The organism is Aquimarina celericrescens (assembly GCF_042682765.1).
GTDB lineage: Bacteria > Bacteroidota > Bacteroidia > Flavobacteriales > Flavobacteriaceae > Aquimarina > Aquimarina celericrescens.
Genome location: NZ_JBHUHY010000034.1, coordinates 64,639 through 83,581, shown reverse-complemented (window position 1 = coordinate 83,581; position 18,943 = coordinate 64,639). Strand labels below are relative to the sequence as shown.

The 18,943-nt window shown below is 34.0% G+C and carries 18 protein-coding genes; 10 read left to right on the top strand and 8 right to left on the bottom strand.

Features of this window, described 5'->3' with window-relative positions; genetic code table 11:
- The first annotated feature begins 89 nt into the window (after positions 1–89).
- Complete coding sequence (locus tag ACFSJT_RS19940) at positions 90–1,622, top strand: GH3 auxin-responsive promoter family protein (RefSeq protein WP_378322117.1); 1,533 nt, start codon at positions 90–92, stop codon at positions 1,620–1,622.
- 219 nt (positions 1,623–1,841) lie between these two features.
- The gene (locus ACFSJT_RS19935) at positions 1,842–2,165 is read left to right on the top strand and encodes a hypothetical protein (RefSeq protein WP_378322116.1); all 324 of its coding nucleotides are present in this window, start codon (positions 1,842–1,844) and stop codon (positions 2,163–2,165) included.
- A 90-nt stretch (positions 2,166–2,255) separates the two neighbouring features.
- On the opposite strand, the gene clpX is transcribed toward ACFSJT_RS19935, so the two are convergent.
- The 8 genes from clpX to ACFSJT_RS19895 all read right to left on the bottom strand — a co-directional run bounded on the left by clpX (position 2,256) and on the right by ACFSJT_RS19895 (position 10,823).
- Positions 2,256–3,488 carry an ATP-dependent Clp protease ATP-binding subunit ClpX gene (gene clpX, locus ACFSJT_RS19930; RefSeq protein ID WP_378322115.1) on the bottom strand — a complete coding sequence of 411 codons (1,233 nt, stop codon included), beginning with the start codon at positions 3,486–3,488 and terminating at the stop codon, positions 2,256–2,258.
- A 172-nt stretch (positions 3,489–3,660) separates the two neighbouring features.
- A complete protein-coding gene (gene clpP, locus ACFSJT_RS19925; protein ID WP_210197432.1) occupies positions 3,661–4,335 on the bottom strand; it encodes an ATP-dependent Clp endopeptidase proteolytic subunit ClpP in 675 nt (224 codons plus the stop codon).
- 102 nt (positions 4,336–4,437) lie between these two features.
- Positions 4,438–5,760: a trigger factor gene (gene tig / locus ACFSJT_RS19920; RefSeq protein WP_378322114.1), complete on the bottom strand. Its 1,323-nt coding sequence runs from the start codon at positions 5,758–5,760 to the stop codon at positions 4,438–4,440.
- Between the two features lie 86 nt (positions 5,761–5,846).
- Entirely contained in the window at positions 5,847–6,194 is a 348-nt protein-coding gene (locus ACFSJT_RS19915; protein ID WP_378322113.1) for a phage holin family protein, read from the bottom strand.
- 89 nt (positions 6,195–6,283) lie between these two features.
- Positions 6,284–7,882, bottom strand: coding sequence for a G-D-S-L family lipolytic protein (locus ACFSJT_RS19910; protein WP_378322112.1), 1,599 nt, complete (start codon positions 7,880–7,882; stop codon positions 6,284–6,286).
- Positions 7,883–7,885: 3 nt separating this feature from the next.
- Entirely contained in the window at positions 7,886–9,133 is a 1,248-nt protein-coding gene (locus ACFSJT_RS19905; protein WP_378322111.1) for an OmpP1/FadL family transporter, read from the bottom strand.
- Positions 9,134–9,250: 117 nt separating this feature from the next.
- Positions 9,251–10,018: an alpha/beta fold hydrolase gene (locus tag ACFSJT_RS19900; RefSeq protein ID WP_378322110.1), complete on the bottom strand. Its 768-nt coding sequence runs from the start codon at positions 10,016–10,018 to the stop codon at positions 9,251–9,253.
- A 91-nt stretch (positions 10,019–10,109) separates the two neighbouring features.
- Positions 10,110–10,823 carry a pyridoxine 5'-phosphate synthase gene (locus ACFSJT_RS19895; protein ID WP_378322109.1) on the bottom strand — a complete coding sequence of 238 codons (714 nt, stop codon included), beginning with the start codon at positions 10,821–10,823 and terminating at the stop codon, positions 10,110–10,112.
- A gap of 101 nt (positions 10,824–10,924) precedes the next feature.
- On the opposite strand from ACFSJT_RS19895, the gene ACFSJT_RS19890 reads away from it, so the two are divergent.
- From ACFSJT_RS19890 to ACFSJT_RS19855, 8 genes are all read left to right on the top strand, one after another.
- Positions 10,925–11,581 (top strand): CBS domain-containing protein, encoded by a 657-nt coding sequence (locus ACFSJT_RS19890; protein WP_378322108.1) that lies wholly within the window; start codon positions 10,925–10,927, stop codon positions 11,579–11,581.
- Positions 11,582–11,618: 37 nt separating this feature from the next.
- A complete protein-coding gene (locus ACFSJT_RS19885) occupies positions 11,619–12,503 on the top strand; it encodes an NAD kinase (RefSeq protein WP_378322107.1) in 885 nt (294 codons plus the stop codon).
- 100 nt (positions 12,504–12,603) lie between these two features.
- Positions 12,604–13,281 (top strand): type IX secretion system protein PorG, encoded by a 678-nt coding sequence (porG, locus tag ACFSJT_RS19880; protein WP_378322105.1) that lies wholly within the window; start codon positions 12,604–12,606, stop codon positions 13,279–13,281.
- Positions 13,282–13,283: 2 nt separating this feature from the next.
- Entirely contained in the window at positions 13,284–14,021 is a 738-nt protein-coding gene (locus tag ACFSJT_RS19875; protein ID WP_378322104.1) for an isoprenyl transferase, read from the top strand.
- A 4-nt stretch (positions 14,022–14,025) separates the two neighbouring features.
- Entirely contained in the window at positions 14,026–16,650 is a 2,625-nt protein-coding gene (locus ACFSJT_RS19870) for a BamA/OMP85 family outer membrane protein (protein ID WP_378322103.1), read from the top strand.
- Between the two features lie 35 nt (positions 16,651–16,685).
- On the top strand, positions 16,686–17,555 hold the full coding sequence (locus ACFSJT_RS19865; RefSeq protein WP_378322102.1) for an OmpH/Skp family outer membrane protein: 870 nt from the start codon (positions 16,686–16,688) through the stop codon (positions 17,553–17,555).
- A gap of 44 nt (positions 17,556–17,599) precedes the next feature.
- Entirely contained in the window at positions 17,600–18,109 is a 510-nt protein-coding gene (locus ACFSJT_RS19860; RefSeq protein WP_378322101.1) for an OmpH/Skp family outer membrane protein, read from the top strand.
- 78 nt (positions 18,110–18,187) lie between these two features.
- Positions 18,188–18,886, top strand: a complete 699-nt coding sequence (locus ACFSJT_RS19855; protein ID WP_378322100.1) for a hypothetical protein — start codon at positions 18,188–18,190, stop codon at positions 18,884–18,886.
- The last annotated feature ends 57 nt before the right edge of the window (positions 18,887–18,943 follow it).

The window sequence follows — 18,943 nt, the reverse complement described above, 5'->3', positions numbered from 1 at the left end:
AGAAGAATGTAATTTTTTTTATTATTTTAGTTGACAACAACCAAAAGTAGTACATTAAGCACTATTTGAGCATAAAGATACATCAAAAAATGCCAATCCCATTAGTTAATTCTATTGCCAGCTGGTTCTTAAAAAAGCGATTCCATCAAATGGAACTTTTCTTGAAGTACCCTAATGAAGTTCAGCATGAACTACTGCATGTACTATTAGAAACAGCAAAAAATACAGAATTTGGAAGAAACTACGATTTTGGCTCTATACGCAATTATGAAACATTTAAAGAGCGTGTTCCAATTCGATCTTACGAAGATTATGAACCGATGATCGAGAGAAGTCGCCTGGGAGAAAATAATATATTTTGGCCTACTTCGATTAAATGGTTTGCAAAATCCAGTGGAACCACAAGTGCAAAAAGTAAATTCATCCCGGTTAGTCAAGAATCGTTAGAAGATTGCCACTTTGCAGCAGGCAAAGATCTTTTATGCATGTACCTTAATAATAATGAAGACTCCCAGCTTTTTACAGGTAAAAGTCTACGACTAGGAGGTAGCAAGGAACTTTATAAAGAAAATGGCACCTCTTTTGGTGATTTATCTGCGATTATTATTGATAACATGCCTTTTTGGGCCGATTTTAGCTCTACACCAAGCAGTGAAATATCACTAATGAGTGATTGGGAGTTTAAAATGAAAGCCATAGTAAATGAAACTATTCAGGAAAATGTGACTAGTTTGGCAGGTGTTCCTTCGTGGATGCTGGTGTTACTTAATGAGGTTCTGGAAACTACAGGTAAAAATCATCTTTTTGAAATTTGGAGTAATCTGGAAGTTTACTTTCATGGCGGAGTAAATTTTGATCCATATATAGACCAGTATACTAAAATTTTACCCAAAGATTCTTTCAAGTATTATGAAATTTATAATGCTTCTGAAGGTTTCTTTGCAATACAGGATCATAACGATTCTTCTGAACTCTTATTGATGCTTGATTATGGAATATTCTATGAATTTATTCCTATGAGTACGTATGGTAACGATGATGAAAAAGTAATTTCGTTAAGTGAAGTAGAAGTTGGAAAAAATTATGCTGTGATCATTACCACTAATGCAGGGTTATGGAGATACAAGATAGGCGATACTGTTCGTTTTACATCTGTTAATCCTTATAGAATCAAAGTATCTGGCAGAACCAAACATCACATCAATGTTTTTGGGGAGGAACTTATTATTGAAAATACAGAAGAAGCACTTCGAAAGACAGCCAAAGCAACCAACAGTGAAATAGTGGACTATACTGTTGCTCCAATCTTTATGAAAGGAAAGGAAAAAGGTGCACATGAATGGATGATCGAATTTAAAAAACTGCCGCAAGATATCGAAGCGTTTAAACTCATACTGGATCAAAACTTACAAAATGTAAACAGCGACTATGAAGCCAAACGCTATAATAGTACAACCTTAAACATGCTTGAGTTGCGAGAAGCTAGAAAAGACCTATTCTATGATTGGCTTAAAATGAAAGATAAATTAGGAGGGCAACATAAGATTCCTAGATTGTCGAACACTAGAATCTATATCGAGGAATTACTCGCCTTAAATGAAGTGAACTCTCTTTCTTCTTAATATTTGACTTTTTTGACTAAAAAATTAGAACAAAAACTATTTGAAATACGGTTTTACCGTAAAAAAAGTATGTAAGAATTATATTTTTTAACAAAAAATAAGGTATTTCATCGTTCAAAAAAAGCGTTTAATCTAAAAATTAATAAATCCTTTTTCAGCTCATTTTTTTCATATTAAATTTGATACCAGATAGTTATAAATTTATCAAAGTCCCAAAGTATGAAAATCGCTATTTCTTTCTTTACCTTTTTATTCCTTATGACAGGAATTAATGCTCAAGAAACCAAAACCATCGCTGAAAACATTAATAATACAAATGAAGTCGTGAAGTCTTACAGTGACTCTGCTATACATGCATTAAATTCGATTCTATTAGAAGAAGACACCGTTTGCTACAGCGAGATTTCAAAAGTAACGTTTTACGAAGCTTTAATTCGCCAAAACAACTTTGATATTAATTTAAAGGAAAGCGATAATATCGCTTTAAAAAATACTGAAGATATCATTAAAAATAACAAAGACCGGGTTTCATATTCTGAGTAAGACAGATTCCAACTATTCTAGCCAACAAAAAACACCTTAGTACACGTGTACTAAGGTGTTTTTTGTTGTATAATTACTCTATACCTTAGGTTAAGAAACAGCTTTTAGCTTTTTGATCGTAGACTTATTCAGTTTCTTTTCTGCATAATCTTTGGTAACTCTAAACTCTGTTTCTTCACCTTCAGGCAATTCGTACATTGCATCTGTAAGTATTGCTTCGCAAAGTGACCTAAGTCCACGAGCACCTAATTTATACTCCATTGCTTTTTCTACAATATACTCCAACGCACCTTCGGTTACAGAGAACGCTATATTATCCATCTCAAACAACTTCTTATACTGCTTAATAATTGCGTTCTTAGGTGCTGTTAGAATAGATCTAAGTGTTTCAGCATCTAACGGATTCATATAAGAAAGTACAGGTAATCGCCCTATTATTTCAGGAATCAAACCAAAATCTTTTAGATCTTTTGGAATAATATACTGGAGCAAATTATCTTTCTCTATAGCATCTTCAGTTTTAGAAGCACTATACCCTACAGCCTGCATATTTAATCGTTTTTGGATCATTTTCTCGATCCCATCAAACGCACCTCCGGCGATAAAAAGAATATTTTCTGTATCTACCTCGATAAATTTTTGATCCGGATGCTTACGACCTCCTTTTGGCGGTACATTTACTACTGTACCTTCAAGCAATTTTAATAAAGCCTGTTGTACTCCTTCGCCAGAAACATCTCTGGTAATACTAGGATTATCACTCTTACGAGCAATTTTATCGATTTCATCAATAAATACGATTCCCCGTTGCGCTTTTTCCAGATTATAATCTGCGGCCTGAAGCAAACGAGTAAGAATACTTTCTACATCTTCTCCTACGTATCCCGCTTCGGTAAGTACTGTGGCATCTACAATTGCCAAAGGAACATTAAGCATTTTCGCAATAGTTTTGGCAATTAGGGTTTTACCAGTTCCTGTTTGCCCAACCATAATAATATTACTCTTCTGGATCTCTATATCATCATCTGTTTGTGGTTGTAGTAGTCTTTTGTAGTGATTATATACAGCAACTGACATTACTTTCTTAGTAAATTCCTGCCCTATCACGTATTGATCCAAAAACTTTTTAATCGCTTTTGGTTTTCGTAACATCAACTCGCTACTAAGCTCTCCTGTTTCCTCATCTTTGGCTTCTTCTACTACTATCCCGTGTGCTTGAACGATACATCGATCACAAATATGCGCGTCTAATCCCGCAATTAGTAAATTAGTCTCTGGCTTTTTTCTCCCACAAAAAGAGCATTCTAAATCTTCTTTGGCCATGGTTATTTAGTTTCAATTATAATTCTAACGTAATTATTTTCAATACTCAGTTAGAATTCGCATAATTAATATAACGATTATGTTTGGTTTTTAATTATGCTTACATCAATAATATTTCTTGTATATAACAAGTCAGAAAGAAAAACTCCTCCTTACAAAACAAGAAAATATATTATTCTCTTTTTAAAATTTCATCTATCATTCCGTATTCAAGAGCTTTATCAGCTTTCATCCAATAATCTCTATCACTATCTTCATAAACCTTCTCATAAGTTTGTCCGGAATGTTTTGCAATAATCTTGTATAATTCTTCTTTCAAAATTAAAATCTCTCGGGCAGTAATTTCGATATCACTTGCTTGTCCTTGAGCGCCTCCTAAGGGTTGGTGGATCATAACTCGACTATGAGGTAATCCCGAACGTTTTCCTTTTTGTCCTGCACACAATAATACTGCACCCATAGATGCCGCCATACCCGTACAGATTGTCGCAACATCCGGCTTTATAAATTGCATTGTATCATAAATCCCAAGTCCTGCATACACACTACCTCCAGGAGAATTAATATAAATTTGAATATCTTTAGAAGAATCCACACTCTCTAGGAATAATAATTGTGCCTGAACAATGTTTGCCACTTGATCATTGATGCCTGTTCCCAAAAATATAATACGATCCATCATTAATCTAGAGAATACATCAAAAATGGCGATATTCATTTGACGTTCTTCGATAATATTAGGAGTCATACCCATAGGATGCATACTGCTTATGATTTGATCATAATAATTACTATTGATCCCATGATGTTTTGTCGCATATTTTTCGAATTCTTTACCGTAATCCATATTTCTTTTTCTGAAAATTTTATTTATAAAAAAGGCGTTAAACTAATCGTGGTTTAACGCCTTAAATATAAGTATAAATTCCTTAGTAAATTACAACATTTACTATTTGTAAACTTCTTTTATGAATTCGTCAAAGCTAACCTCTTTTGTTTTCAGTTTAGCGTTCTCTTTATAATAATTTAACAATTTTTGACTCATCAATTGTTCAGACATTCTTTTAACTTCGTCCTGATTTGAAAGTATTCTGGCAGCAATCTCCTCTAGTTCTTTATCTTCAGGAGAATTTTGTCCAAATTGAGCCATTTGCCCTTTAATTAAATCTTTTGCAAAACCTTTAAGCTCTTCAAAAGTTACCTGAAGGTTATTGTCATTTATAATTTTTCCTTCTATGAGCTGATATCGTAATCCTTTTTCACTTTTTTCATATTCATCTTTGGCCTCATCCTCTGATAAAGGTTGCTCACCTGTGGCTTGAATCCATTTTTGTAAGAACTCTACAGGTAAATCAAATTTGGTGTTCTCTAGTATTGTCTCAGTAATAGCGTTTAGCAGTTGCTGATCAGACTGTTGTACAAACTGACTTTCTGCATCCTGCTTAATTCTATCTCTTAACTCAGTAACCGTCTTTACATTACCTGGTCCATAAAGTTTGTCAAACAATTCCTGATCCAAATCTGCAAGTTCTTGTTTATTAATTTCAGAAATAGTGAAAGTAACTTCAGTATCTAAATCATGAGCAGCATCATGGTCTATTTTCAAAGCACCAATTAGATCGTGATCATCATTAAATAATCCCTTAGTTTTTAAAGTAATAACATCCCCTACTTTGGCACCGATAAACTTATCATGGTTTTTCTTCCCTTTAATCTTTTCAAGAGCAACAGTAGTAGTATTATTGATTTCTTTTTCTTCATTAACAAAGGTACCTGCTATCAGGTCTTCTTTTTCAGCCGTATCTTTTGGTACTAATTTACCATATTGTTTCTGAATGGTTTTGATCTGATTATCAATCATCTCATCGTTTGCAATAATCTTATAATGTGTTATCGCTTTTTTTCCATTAAGCTTCACCTCAAATTTTGGCGCCAACCCAAGTTCGAATTCAAAAGAATAATTATCTGCATCCCAGTTAAAGTTTTCTTGTTCTTTAGGTAATGGATTTCCTAAAACATCAAGTTTTTCTTCTGTAAGATATTTGTTTAATGCATCCTGCAAGAGTTTGTTAACTTCATCTACAAGAACTGCTTTTCCATATTGTTTCTTAACAAGCCCCATGGGAACATGACCTTTTCTGAAACCAGGAATGTTTGCATTTTTGCGATAATCTTTAAGAATTTTATCAACTTTATCGCTATAATCTTCTTTCGCGATATCTACAGTTACTACAGCATTTAAATCGTCTAATTGCTCTTTTGAAATATTCATGATCTACTACGTTTACTACTAAAAATTGGGTTGCAAAAGTAATACTTTTTTATGTTCCAACAAATTTTTAACTCCTTGAAAAACAGTTAACTTTTATCTTTAGCCAAAATAGAATGTAGTATGGATTGAAATACCGATAGCAACACACTAAATATCAATGCCCAAAACCATCCTCGAACGCTAAATCCTGTTATAAAATAATCGGCTAATAAAATAATCGCAGCGTTAATGACTAAAAGAAACAATCCTAGAGTAACTATCGTTACTGGTAAGGTCAATATTACCAAAATTGGCTTTACGATAGCATTTAAAATTGCTAAAACTATAGCTACAATTAAAGCACTTAGATAATTACTAACAGCTGCACCTGGCAGTATCTCGGCTAAAACAAGAACTGCCACAGCATTTAATATCAACTTTAAAATAAATTTCATATTTGTTTGTATTTTCACATAAGATAAAAAAAACCTGCTAATCAATGATAGCAGGTTTCCTAATTTATTATAGAATAAATAATTTCTTTTTAGTTTACTTCGTTACTTAGAGTGATCGTACCATAATCAGCCACATTAACCCTTGGTAAACTCGTTCCATACGTAGCCTCTATTGCATCTAAAATGCCATTGGTTACTAAGGCGTGACCCCTTGGTGTAGGATGCACCCCATCTAGAGAAAAACCACCACCAGTAACAAATTGAGAAGTAATTACCCCTCCGTCAAATGCTATACCTCCATTGGCAGCCTGTGATAGATCAGCAGCAACATCGTAAAAAGCTAAATTATTTGCTGTAGCAAGAGCTTCGATGGTTGCATTATACGATAATCGCGCACTTTCTACTGAAGCTTGCTCTGCTGGTGTTAAAATATATTGATCTTCTAAAGGAAATGTAACACCATTTACCGATAATTGGCCTGCTTGATCTTGTGGCACTCCTAAACTTACCAACTCGGCTAACCTATCTGTATTAACCTGTCCTATTATACCTGAGCTTGTAAGCACCAATAAATCAGCTGCAGTAGCAGGCCTAGCTTGTCCATACTGTGCCGCAATTACAGGCGCAAGAGGGCCAAATGTTCCTGCCAAGACAGTGGCTAGATTACCAGTGATATCGGTAAGTGATTCATCTTTAACCACAACAGGACTAGCCGCAGTAATTGAAAACTCAACAGATCTTTCTGGAACTCCCAAAGCGGCAAATGCAAGATTTAACCCGGCGTATAATTCATTTAAATCCGGTATTTGAGGACCAAAATTAGGGTCTAATGGGCTTAAAGGTGCAAAAGGTACTGTAGTAAAAAATGGCAGCGAAGTCACATCAGGTAAATTTAACAAAACACCCTCCGTACCATTGGCAGAGAGCTTAGTAACTAGCTCAGTATAGGCTCCAGCAAAAACCAGGTTATTCGTAATATCGTTCCCAGAATAAGTAGAAGGTACAAGATTACCTGTTTCATTATGATCCACGCCTACTCCACCAGAAGTGGCATATCCCAGAATATCATTGTTTCCTATCCATAAACTAAAAAACGTAGGGTTTTGAGCTACCGCATCATCAATAACTGCTGCATTAGGTGAGGATGCAAACCGAGCAAAATATGGATTTGAGGTAGGGGGGTCGGTTGCTAACCCAGCAGGATTACCATACCCAGCCGCTGCAGAAACCAAATGATACACTCTAGCTCCAGGAATCCCCATATTGTTGAAAGAACCTCCTAGGTTTGCTGTAATATCTGTAGATGGTGCATCACCAGTATATCTGGCAGGTCCAGGATTACCCTCTGTATCAAATGACAAAACAAGTCTTGGTGGGAAGTTATCTGTATTACCAGCAAATCCACCAACATTATCAGCCATTAATGGTTGTGTAAACTCACCCCCTCCAGCAAAAGCAAATCTTGTCGATAGTATATTGGGAAAAGAATTTTCTTGTCCTGTTATGTATAATGCTCCGTCGGCAAATCCCGCAGTTAGTGAATTACCCAACGCAACATAATTGCTAAAATCTGCTTCTCCACTAGAATAGGTTCCCGCATCTTCAATTGGATTATCAAATTCTGGTTCGCAAGCTATTAATCCAAGTGCCAGAACTGCTAAATATTTTATATTTTTCTTTATCATCATTAATTACATTTTATAAGTTAAACCAAGTCCTGGCGCAAATGCGCTTGATTTATAAGTCCCCCTAAAAGTTTCTTGAGCTCCCGTAGAGCCAGAACCAAAGTCGTAAGACGCATCGATTTCTTCAAATCTTAAATAGAAGAAAGAGGCATCAATCGCCAGCTTAGGTGTTACGGCAAAGCTTAAACCACCAGAAAATCCATCTGAATCGTTACGGGGTGTTTCCGGAGCAAAGAAACCAGGCTGAACAGGAGTTTCATCATGGTAGTATCCAGCTCTAAGCGCAATTTTTTCTGTGGCCTGGTATTGTAAACCAAAACGGTACACCGAAGAGTTTTTGTAATTACGCGGATTTATAGAAGTTTGACCATTACCAAATGTTATATCTAAGGATTCATATACATCCCAATATTGTCTGTTATAATCAAAGGCAAACAACCATTTTTCGTATTCATAAGACAATCCAACCGTTAACTCTGCCGGCAGTGGTAACTCTGCTCTAAACGAGGTAGTCCCGTTTGAAGGAGCAGCAGGAGAATTCGGAAAATTAGCAAAAGTAGCTTCGCCATCTTCAGACTCCAAAATAATTTCGCTACGGTAGCTAAAACCAACATGAAGATCCTCGGTAAGATTTACCATGGCGCCAATGCTCCATCCCCAATTCGTTACACCAGAATCATCTACTGTAATATTCGATCTATTTCCGTCGATATCGGTTGTTGTTCTGGTCGCATTACGGTTAAAGTTTACTGAACCAGTAACAAATATAGGTCCTCCACCTATACTAAAATGATCTGAAAGCTTGAACGACACAACCGGCTGTACATAGATCGCTGCCAAATCAATATTGTTCACTAATTGTGATCCAGCCCAGTCTGTTGGCCAGGTTACTTCACTACCATAAGGCGTATATACACCAAGACCAACAGACATCCATTCGGTTACTTGATATGAAGCATATAAGCTTATAGGGGTACCCACAGAGTTATCAGTTTCTGCAGAAATTCCTAATTCTTCGTTTTGAAATATAACATCCGTAAAAATACCGCTCGCTCCAACACTTACATTTAGTTTACTTTCTAAATAAACAAGACCTGCCGGATTAAAGAAGACAAGCTCGGCACTATTCACAACGGCTACCCCAGTGTGCCCCATGGCCATCGCCCTCTGTCCCTGCACACTAACTCTATATCCACCTGCATACGTAACCATAGTCACCGCGACGAATAGAACTAATAATAAAAGTTTTCTCATAATTAATTAGAATTGTTTGTTTTTTAGGATTTTGAAAATTGAAGTTCCAAATTTAATAGAAAATACCAATTATCCAACGAAATGAATAAAATATTATGTATGCATAATATTTTTTATCTATTTTTTGACAAATTCTAATACATTGGTCAAAAAATCATTTGGATTTTCGGCATGCAACCAGTGTCCGGCTTTGGAAATTTCTTTGATTGTGGCTTTTGGAAATTGACTAATTATTCTAACCTTATCATCCTCAAGGATATAGTTTGATTTTTCTCCTTTCAGAAACAATGTATCTCCACTAAAACTCAAATCTTGAGGTAATTCTATACCAATTTCTGAAACATTTTTAACCAGTGCCCTAAGATTGATTCGTAACCCGAGTACTCCTTTTTCCCTCCAGTAGAGATTTTTCAACAAAAACATTCTAACGCCCATATCAGGTACATATAGACTTAATGCTGCGTCAACTTCTCCTCGAGATTTTAAAGTTTCAAAATCCAGAGTACTCAATCCATCCAAAATATCCTGATGGTGCGGGGGGTAATATTTGGGAGCTATATCTGCAATCATTAATTTTTTGACCATTTCTGGGTATCTGGCTGCAAAAAGCATTGCCGTTTTACCACCCATGGAATGCCCTAGAAGATTGATCTCATTTAGATTGAATTCATTACAATACGTCATCAAGTCCTGAACCATCATTTCATAATTAAAAATATCGCTATGAAAACTTCTTCCATGATTACGCTGATCCAACAAATGAACCTGAAAATCTTGTTCTGCGATCTTTTTCCCCAAAGTTTTCCAATTATCACCCATTCCCAAAAAACCGTGGAGGATTATAAAAGGCTGTCCCTCTCCAAAAACATTAGCGTGTAAAGTCATCTATTTATTTTATTATTTGTCAGACATAATTCGCTCATAACCGTATCCATTTATTCTAACTAAATGATGATGAATCATTTCAACGGAATGATTATTTAAGGCGATGTAAATACATATTAATTACATTTTCCAATCCAAGATATATTGACTCACTTATAAGAGCGTGACCAATAGAAACTTCTAATAAACCAGGAACATTTTCTTTGAAGAATTTAATATTATCCAAAGAGAGGTCATGACCTGCATTTACTCCAAGTTTAAGATCTATTGCCAATTGAGCACATTTGGCATAAGGAATCACAACGTCCTTATTGCCTTTAGCATATTCTGACGCAAATTCTTCAGTATATAACTCTATTCTGTCTGCACCTGTTTTTGCAGCACCCTCAATTATTTTTGTTACCGGATCCACGAAAATCGAGGTTCTAATATCATTACGCTTAAATTCTGCTATGACATCCACCAAGAAATCCTTATACTTTTTTGTATCCCAACCGGCATTACTTGTAATGGCATCCTCTGCATCTGGCACCAAAGTCACTTGAGTTGGTTTGACTGATAAAACCAAGTCAATAAATTTAGGTATTGGATTTCCTTCTATGTTAAATTCAGTATACACAATTGCTTTTAAATCATAAGCATCTTGGTATCTGATATGTCTTTCATCGGGTCTGGGGTGTATGGTAATGCCTTCTGCCCCAAAACCTTGAATATCTTTTGCCACTTTGAGTAAATCCGGAGTATTTCCTCCTCTAGAATTTCGTAAAGTTGCAATTTTATTTATGTTAACACTTAACTTTGTCATAGTTTTTGATGTCTTTATCTAAAAAAGCAAAAATACAAACTTGAGAACGCCTTGATTGTATATTTTTTGATTATTTTGCACAATATAGCTCCTAATAGATTATGAAGACAAGTTTGTACATAGTTAATGAAATAGCGCCTATTGATATAGGTACAAAAGTTACAGATGCACAATTACTGTTTAATGAACTTACCTATACTCATTTCCCGGTAATTAAAGAAAAAATATATCTGGGATGTGTGTCTGAAGCAGACATTAGGTGTTTTGAAACAGATAAAACACTGGAAGCCTATCAATATGCTCTAGAAGGATTTTTTGTCAGAAAAGATCATAACTGGTTGGATATTTTGGAAGCATTTGCCCAAAATAACTCTAACATTATGCCTGTTCTTGATGATAATAATGACTATTTAGGGTTTTTTGAACTTGGGGACATAATGAACCTTTTTAATGAAACTCCTTTTCTTAGTGAACCAGGAAATATTTTGATCGTAGAAAAAGGCATCTTGGATTATTCTTTTAGCGAAATCGCACAGATTATAGAATCTAATAATGCAAAAGTTTTAGGATTGTTTATTTCTAATATGGAAAATGATGTCGCTCAAATTACCTTAAAAATTAGTGATAGTGACATCAACAACATAGTACAAACATTTAGAAGATATAGTTACAATATTGTGTCTAAGCATCATGAAGATACATTTTTAACTAATCTTAAAGAAAGATCTCAATATCTGGAAAAATATCTTAATATTTAGTATGTTTTTTTAGTTCGTTAACGCAAATCAATAAATTATGAAGATCGGTATATACGGTCAGTTTTATCATAAAAACTCTGGGATATACATTCAGCAGTTGTTGGAAACTCTGGACAAAAATGATGTAGAAGTAGTTATCGAAAAGAATTTTTTAGAGCTCATAAATCTTCATGATGAAATTGATAAATCCTATTCTCATTTTAGCACCTTTGAAGAATTAGATACAACATACGATCTGTTTTTCAGTATAGGTGGGGATGGAACTATTTTAAAAACGATCACTTATGTTAGAGATTTAGGAATTCCTATTGCTGGGATTAATACAGGAAGACTTGGTTTTCTTGCAACAATACAGAAAGAAGAAATTAAAGACAGTATTGATTTAATTTTAAGCAAAAAATTTCATATTTCACCCAGAAGTCTGGTCACTATCGACACCATACCAGCAACAGAAGAATTTGGTGTACTTAATTTTGCCATGAACGAGATTGCTGTAAGTAGAAGAAATACAACCTCTATGATTACAGTACATACCAGTCTTAATGATGAGTTTCTCACTTCTTATTGGGCAGATGGTTTAATTATTTCTACACCTACAGGTTCTACCGGATATTCTCTGAGTTGTGGCGGTCCTGTAATAATGCCTGATGCAGAAAGTATGGTATTAACCCCTATAGCACCCCATAATCTTAATGCGCGACCTCTTGTTATGCCGGAAAACCAGGAAATAAAGTTACAAATTTCAGGAAGAGAAGATACGTATTTGGTTTCATTGGATTCCAGAATTCATACTTTACCAAATGAAACAACAGTACTTATAAAAAAGGCTCCTTTTAAAATCAATATGGTAGTTTTGCAAAATGATAGTTTCTTAAAAACTTTACGCAAAAAGATGCTTTGGGGAGAAGATAAACGTAATTAAACAATAAAATCTGCTAAAAAGTGTTTTTTAATTCATACTATTTTACTCAAATTCTTGTGTACTAAAGTTAATTGTTATATTTGCAAACTTTTGAAAATCTATGAGATACTTAACATCATTTATAATTGTTCTGTTTTTTGTACAATCTATAATGTCACAAACCTATGAAGTGGGATTGATAGCAGGAGGAGCCAACTACATTGGCGATGTAGGATCAACATACTATATTGCTCCTAATGATTTTGCAGTTGGTGTTATTGGAAAATGGAACAGAAGTAAGCGACACGCATTTAGAGCTTCTTTCCTATATGCTCAAATCAATGCAGATGATAGTAAAGGAGATGACAGAAGAGAGCAAAGAGGATTAAGTTTTGATAATTCTATAAAAGAACTATCGGTAGGGATGGAATATAATTTTTGGGATTGGTTTCTTTATGACGGCAAACCACAGTGGACCCCTTATCTTTATACTGGTATAACAGGATTTAATTATGGTGCACAGGCTGTCGATTCTAATAATCAAATTGAAGCTTATGCCGATAAATGGAATTTTGCAATTCCTATGGTTCTTGGAATTAAGAAAACGTTAGGTAGAAAATTTATAATTGGTGCAGAAATAGGTGCTAGATATACATTTACAGATAATCTTGATGGTAGTGATCCTGACCCTCGGTTTGGTGAAGGATTTGGTAATTTAAATAACAATGACTGGTACGTATTTACCGGCATAACATTATCTTACACCTGGGGTAGGATACCGTGTTATTGTGCATTCTAAAAATGGTTGATAAAAAACAATTAAATTCTAATATTCCAAAACATGTTGCCATAATTATGGATGGTAATGGCAGATGGGCCAAAAAGAAAGGGTTCTTTAGAGCCGTTGGTCATGAAAAAGGCACCACAGCTGTACGAGAAGCTGTAGAAAGCAGTGCAGAGATTGGAGTGAAATATCTTACATTATATGCGTTTTCTACAGAGAATTGGAATAGACCAAAGCTGGAAGTGGACACTCTTATGAAGCTTTTGGTGAGTTCTCTCAAAAAAGAAATTAAAACGCTTCAGGATAACAACATTAAACTTAACGCAATTGGTAACCTGCAATCTCTGCCCAAGAAAGCCAGAACTGAACTTCTTGAGGTTATAGAAAAGACACAGTCCAATGACCATATGACACTTACATTAGCCCTAAGTTACGGAAGTAGAGAAGAGCTTATAAAAACTATACAAGAAATAAGTATTAAAGTTAAAAATGGTGTAATTTCGCCACATCTTATAAATGAATCAGTCATTAATGAGCATTTGTATACCAAAAACCTGCCAGATGTGGACTTATTGATACGTACCAGTGGAGAACAACGTATCAGTAATTTTTTATTGTGGCAGATTGCGTATGCAGAATTATATTTTACAGAAATTTTATGGCCCGATTTTAAAAAAACAGATTTATTCGAAGCCGTATTAAATTATCAAAAAAGAGAAAGAAGATTTGGAAAAACTAGTGAGCAGCTCAGTTAAAGAAATGACAAAAAAATTACCATTCACGTATTTTACGTTATTAGCATTATTAATCAACTCATTATCACTTACAGCACAAAATATACCTGGTGCTAACGGGAAACAATATATTATAGGAGAGATCAAAGTAACCGGAACTACAAGCTACAATGAGAGTACTGTGATTACTTTTACCGGCCTTAGAAAAGGAGAACGCATTTTTCTTCCAGGAGACAAAATCAGTCAAGTGATCAAAAAACTTTGGGATCTAGAGCTATTTAGTGATATCAATTTTTATGTCACAAATATTGAAGGTGAAGTTGCCGATATCGAAATCAATATTCAGGAAGTTCCTGAGCTTAATGAAACTCGAATTGAAGGAGTAAAAAAACGTAAAGCAGAAGAATTAATTAAAGATAATAGCTTAAATAAAGGAACGAAAGTTACAGAAAATCTGATTACTACTACCCGTAATTTTATTTCTAATAAATATAAAAAAGAAGGTTTTCTTAATACTAAGGTAGTTATTAATACTACTCCGGTAAAAGATACCGTAGCAAGCAATAAAGTAAATATGCTTGTAAGGATAGATAAAGGTGATAGAGTAAAAGTTGATAAAATAAATATCACGGGAAATGAAGAATTTTCAGATTCTAGGGTTCGTGGAGCAATGAAAAATACGAAGCAAAAGAAGCGCTTCAGATTCTGGAAAAGATCAAAATATATTAAAGCAGATTATCAAGAAGATAAAGATAATATTGTTAAAAAATACAAAGAAAAAGGATATCGAGATGCTCGAATAGTTTCTGATACTCTAATTGTAGAGGACAACAATAGTGTTTCACTAAATCTGAATATAGAAGAAGGTAACAGATATTATTTTGGAACTATAAATTTTCTGGGAAACAGTGTATACACCGATAGGCAATTAGCACGACAATTAGTGATTAAAAAGGGGGACGTATATAATGGTATTCTTCTTGAAAAACAGATTTCAGACAATACCAAACCCGATGCGGATGATCTCACTAATTTATATCAGAACAATGGATATCTTTTTTCTAGTATTGATGCCGTCGAAACCAAAGTATATAACGATACTATCGATTTTGAAATAAGAATTCGCGAAGGAAAACTCACTTATTTTGATCATATTACTGTAACAGGAAATGATAAAACAAATGATCATGTTGTTTATAGAATTCTTCGAACTAAACCGGGTCAGAGATACAGCAAAGACTTAGTAGTAAGAACGGTTCGTGAGATTGGGCAATTAGGCTTTTTTGACCCTGAAGCATTAGAACCTCAATTTAAAAATGCAAATCCACAAGCAGGAACCATAGATATTAATTACCCAGTAGTAGAAAAAGGATCTAGTCAAATTGAACTTCAGGGAGGTTTTGGTGGAGGTGGTTTCGTTGGAACCTTAGGTCTGGCCTTCAATAATTTCTCGATAAAGAACATATTTAAAGGAGAAGCGTATAGCCCTTTACCCATGGGAGATGGTCAAACCTTAAGATTAAGAGCGCAAGCCAGTAGGTTTTTCCAAACCTATAGCCTTTCGTTTATAGAACCCTGGTTAGGAGGTAAAAGACCTTATCAATTGTCTACCTCATTCTCACATACCATTCAGTTTTTATTTAATAATAGAAACCGTGATGTTGAAAGAGATCAAAAATTTCTCATTACTGGTGGCTCGATCGGTATTGCAAAAAGATTGAATTGGCCCGATAATTATTTTACACTATCGCAAGCTATAAGCATTAGAAACTATAATCTAAAAAATTATAATACGCGATTGTTTACTTTTGGAAATGGATCTTCAAATGATTTATCCTACACAGTAGGTTTAAATCGTAATAATACCACTGTAAATCCTATTTTTCCTATTGGTGGGTCAGAGTTTAACTTAGTTGCCAAACTTTCATTGCCCTACTCTCTATGGGATGGTAATGATTATAGTGCCCTTGAAGAAGAACGCAGAACAATCGAAGATGAAAACCCCGGAATAATTAATAACCGAGGAGCCAATAATCCCGAAGCTTATGAAAGAATTGGAGAAATAGATCAAGAGCGATTTAAATGGCTAGAGTATTATAAAATTAAATTTGATGGAACCTGGTATACCAGACTTTTTAATCTAGGTAAACAACCCATAGTACTTAGAACAAGGGCAGAATATGGTTTTCTTGGAGCATACAATAATGATAGAGGAAACATCCCTTTTGAACGTTTTTTTCTTGGTGGAGATGGATTGGGAGCTACTGCCCTTGATGGTAGAGAAGTTATAGCGTTAAGAGGATATCCTAACCAATCTTTAATACCGCTAAGCAGACCAAATAACCAAGATTTTGATGGAGACGGTGCAACAATTTATAATAAATATTCGTTAGAGCTTCGTTATCCTATTACATTAAAACCTGCTGCATCGATTTATATGCTAGGGTTTTTAGAAGGTGGAGCATCATACGATAGTTTTAGAGAGTTTAATCCATTTCAGTTAAATCGTTCTGTTGGGGCTGGAATACGTATCTTTATGCCGGCTTTTGGACTATTGGGTATAGATTTTGGGTATGGATTTGATCCTATTCCTGGTACAGTGGGTGCAAATGGTTGGGAAACTCACTTTATTATAGGACAACAGTTTTAGGTTTGGCACGATTATTTCAATATACACAAAGAATTATGAAAACAAAGGGTCTTTTACTAGTTGTAATAATCAGTTTTTTATTTTTCGCGAACTCAGTTCAAGCACAGAAAGGTATTAGAATTGGTTATATTGATATGGATTATATTCTAGAAAATGTAGCAGAATATAATGAAGCTTCTGCAGATCTTGAAAAGAAAGTACAAAAATGGAAGGTAGAGATCGAAGCTGAACTTAAAAACATAGAAGAAATGCGTAAAGACCTTAATAATGAAAGGGTTTTGCTTACCAAAGAATTGATTGAGGAAAGAGAAGAAGATATCTTTTTTAAAGAAAAAGAAATATTAGAATATCAACAAAAAAGATTTGGCCCTAATGGAGATTTGTTTATTCAGAAAAGAAGATTAGTTCAACCTGTACAAGATCAAGTTTTTATAGCGGTACAAGAGATCGCAAAAAATAAAAAGTATGATTTTATTTTTGATAAATCTGCTGATATTGTAATGTTATATTCTGCAGATCGATATGATATAAGTGATCAGGTTTTATTAAGATTAAATAGAGCTTCTAAAAGAAAGCAGTTAACTACAAAAAAAGAGAAAAAATCTCTTGAAAGAGCTGAGAAAAGAAATGTAGAGCAAGAAAAGGAAGTAAGTGATAGAGAGAGAGCTGTTCAACAAAACCTAACAGAAAGAGAAAGATTGCTCGAGGAACGGAAAGCAGAAAGAGACTCTATAAGAGCCGCCAAGAAGAAAGAATTTGAAGAAAGAAGAGCGAGGTTACTAGAATTACAAAAAAGAAAAAAAGATTCTATTAATACTCTAAAAGAACAAAAAGAAAAATTAAAAGAAGATGGAACTTCGTCTGATTCTAATAAAATTAATGAAAACGAAAAGCCAAATAATTGAAAAGCGAATAATAAATTTATAACACCCTTTAATATTAATTACAAATGAAACAATTTAGAACATTACTAATAGCTTTTGCACTTACAATAGGAACATCAAGTTTTGTGAACGCTCAATCAAAGGTAGCGCATATCGCATCACAGGAGCTAGTAGAATCCATGCCTGCATTTAAAGCTGCTAAAAGTGAAATTGAAAAACTTAATAAAACGTATGATGCCGAAATAAGAAATATGGTTTTGGAATTGCAAAATACAATTAAGAAATATTCTCAAGAAGCCGAAACTAAAACTGATGAGGAAAATCTAAAAAGACAGCAGGAAATTCAAGCTACAGAGAAAAGCATTAATGATTACAGACAAAATGCACTTAAGGATCTTCAGAAAAAAGAAATCGAATTGATGAAGCCCATTTATGAGCAAGCTCGTACTTCTATTCAGAAAGTTGCCAGAGCCCAAGGATTTCAGTATGTATTAGATTCTACTACGGGAACTGGAGTAATCATGGCAGATGGTAAAGACCTTATGGCAGATGTAAAGAAAGATTTAGGAATTTAACTTATTATTATTTTTTTGTCGAGATTTATATTTTAAATTAGAACTTAAATAAATCTTAAAACCTTAAAATTAAATCTCATGAAAAAATTTGTTTTAATTATTCTATCAATTACAATTATTTCTTGTTCTAAGGATGAAGTCAGCGAATCACTTGTTTCCTCTGATCAAAAAATAGAAGAATTTACTTATCATTATGAAGGAAATATTTATAAGTTGAAAATTGATTTTTCAAACAAAGAACAACCAAAAGTTCTTGAAGAGTCAGACAACAAAAGATTAAAAGAAATTTTTGAATTACCTAATGTTGTCTTTGTTTTAAATAATGGTGATTCAAATAATTTTTATTTATTTAGAAATGTAAAGGAGTATAAAAAAACTAATTTATATAGAGAATCAATAAAAGCGTTGAAAAAAACTGAGAATTCTCTTACTAAAGATTATGTTCCTAATGGAGTTACTTTCTGGAGAGATTTAGATTTCACAGGTCCTTCACAAACTTTTTCTAATTCTGTATCGAATTTACATCTTTACACGATGCCAAATGACGGAAGAATTTGGGGGGATAATATTACTTCAATAAAACTTTCTGGTTTTGCCAATTTAGAGCTTTTTATTGATATTAATTATTCTGGAAGATCCTTATTTCTAAATAGTTTTGGAAGAGCCTCAGAATGGAGAAATCTCAAAAATAACACTTGGAATGATGGTTTTTGGCCTTTTACAAGAGAATATAATTGGAACGATGAAGTATCCTCATTTAAATTGTATAGGAGATAATTTTAATGTTATAGTTTTTTAATTCACTGTAACTATAATAAATAGTTTGAATAAAAT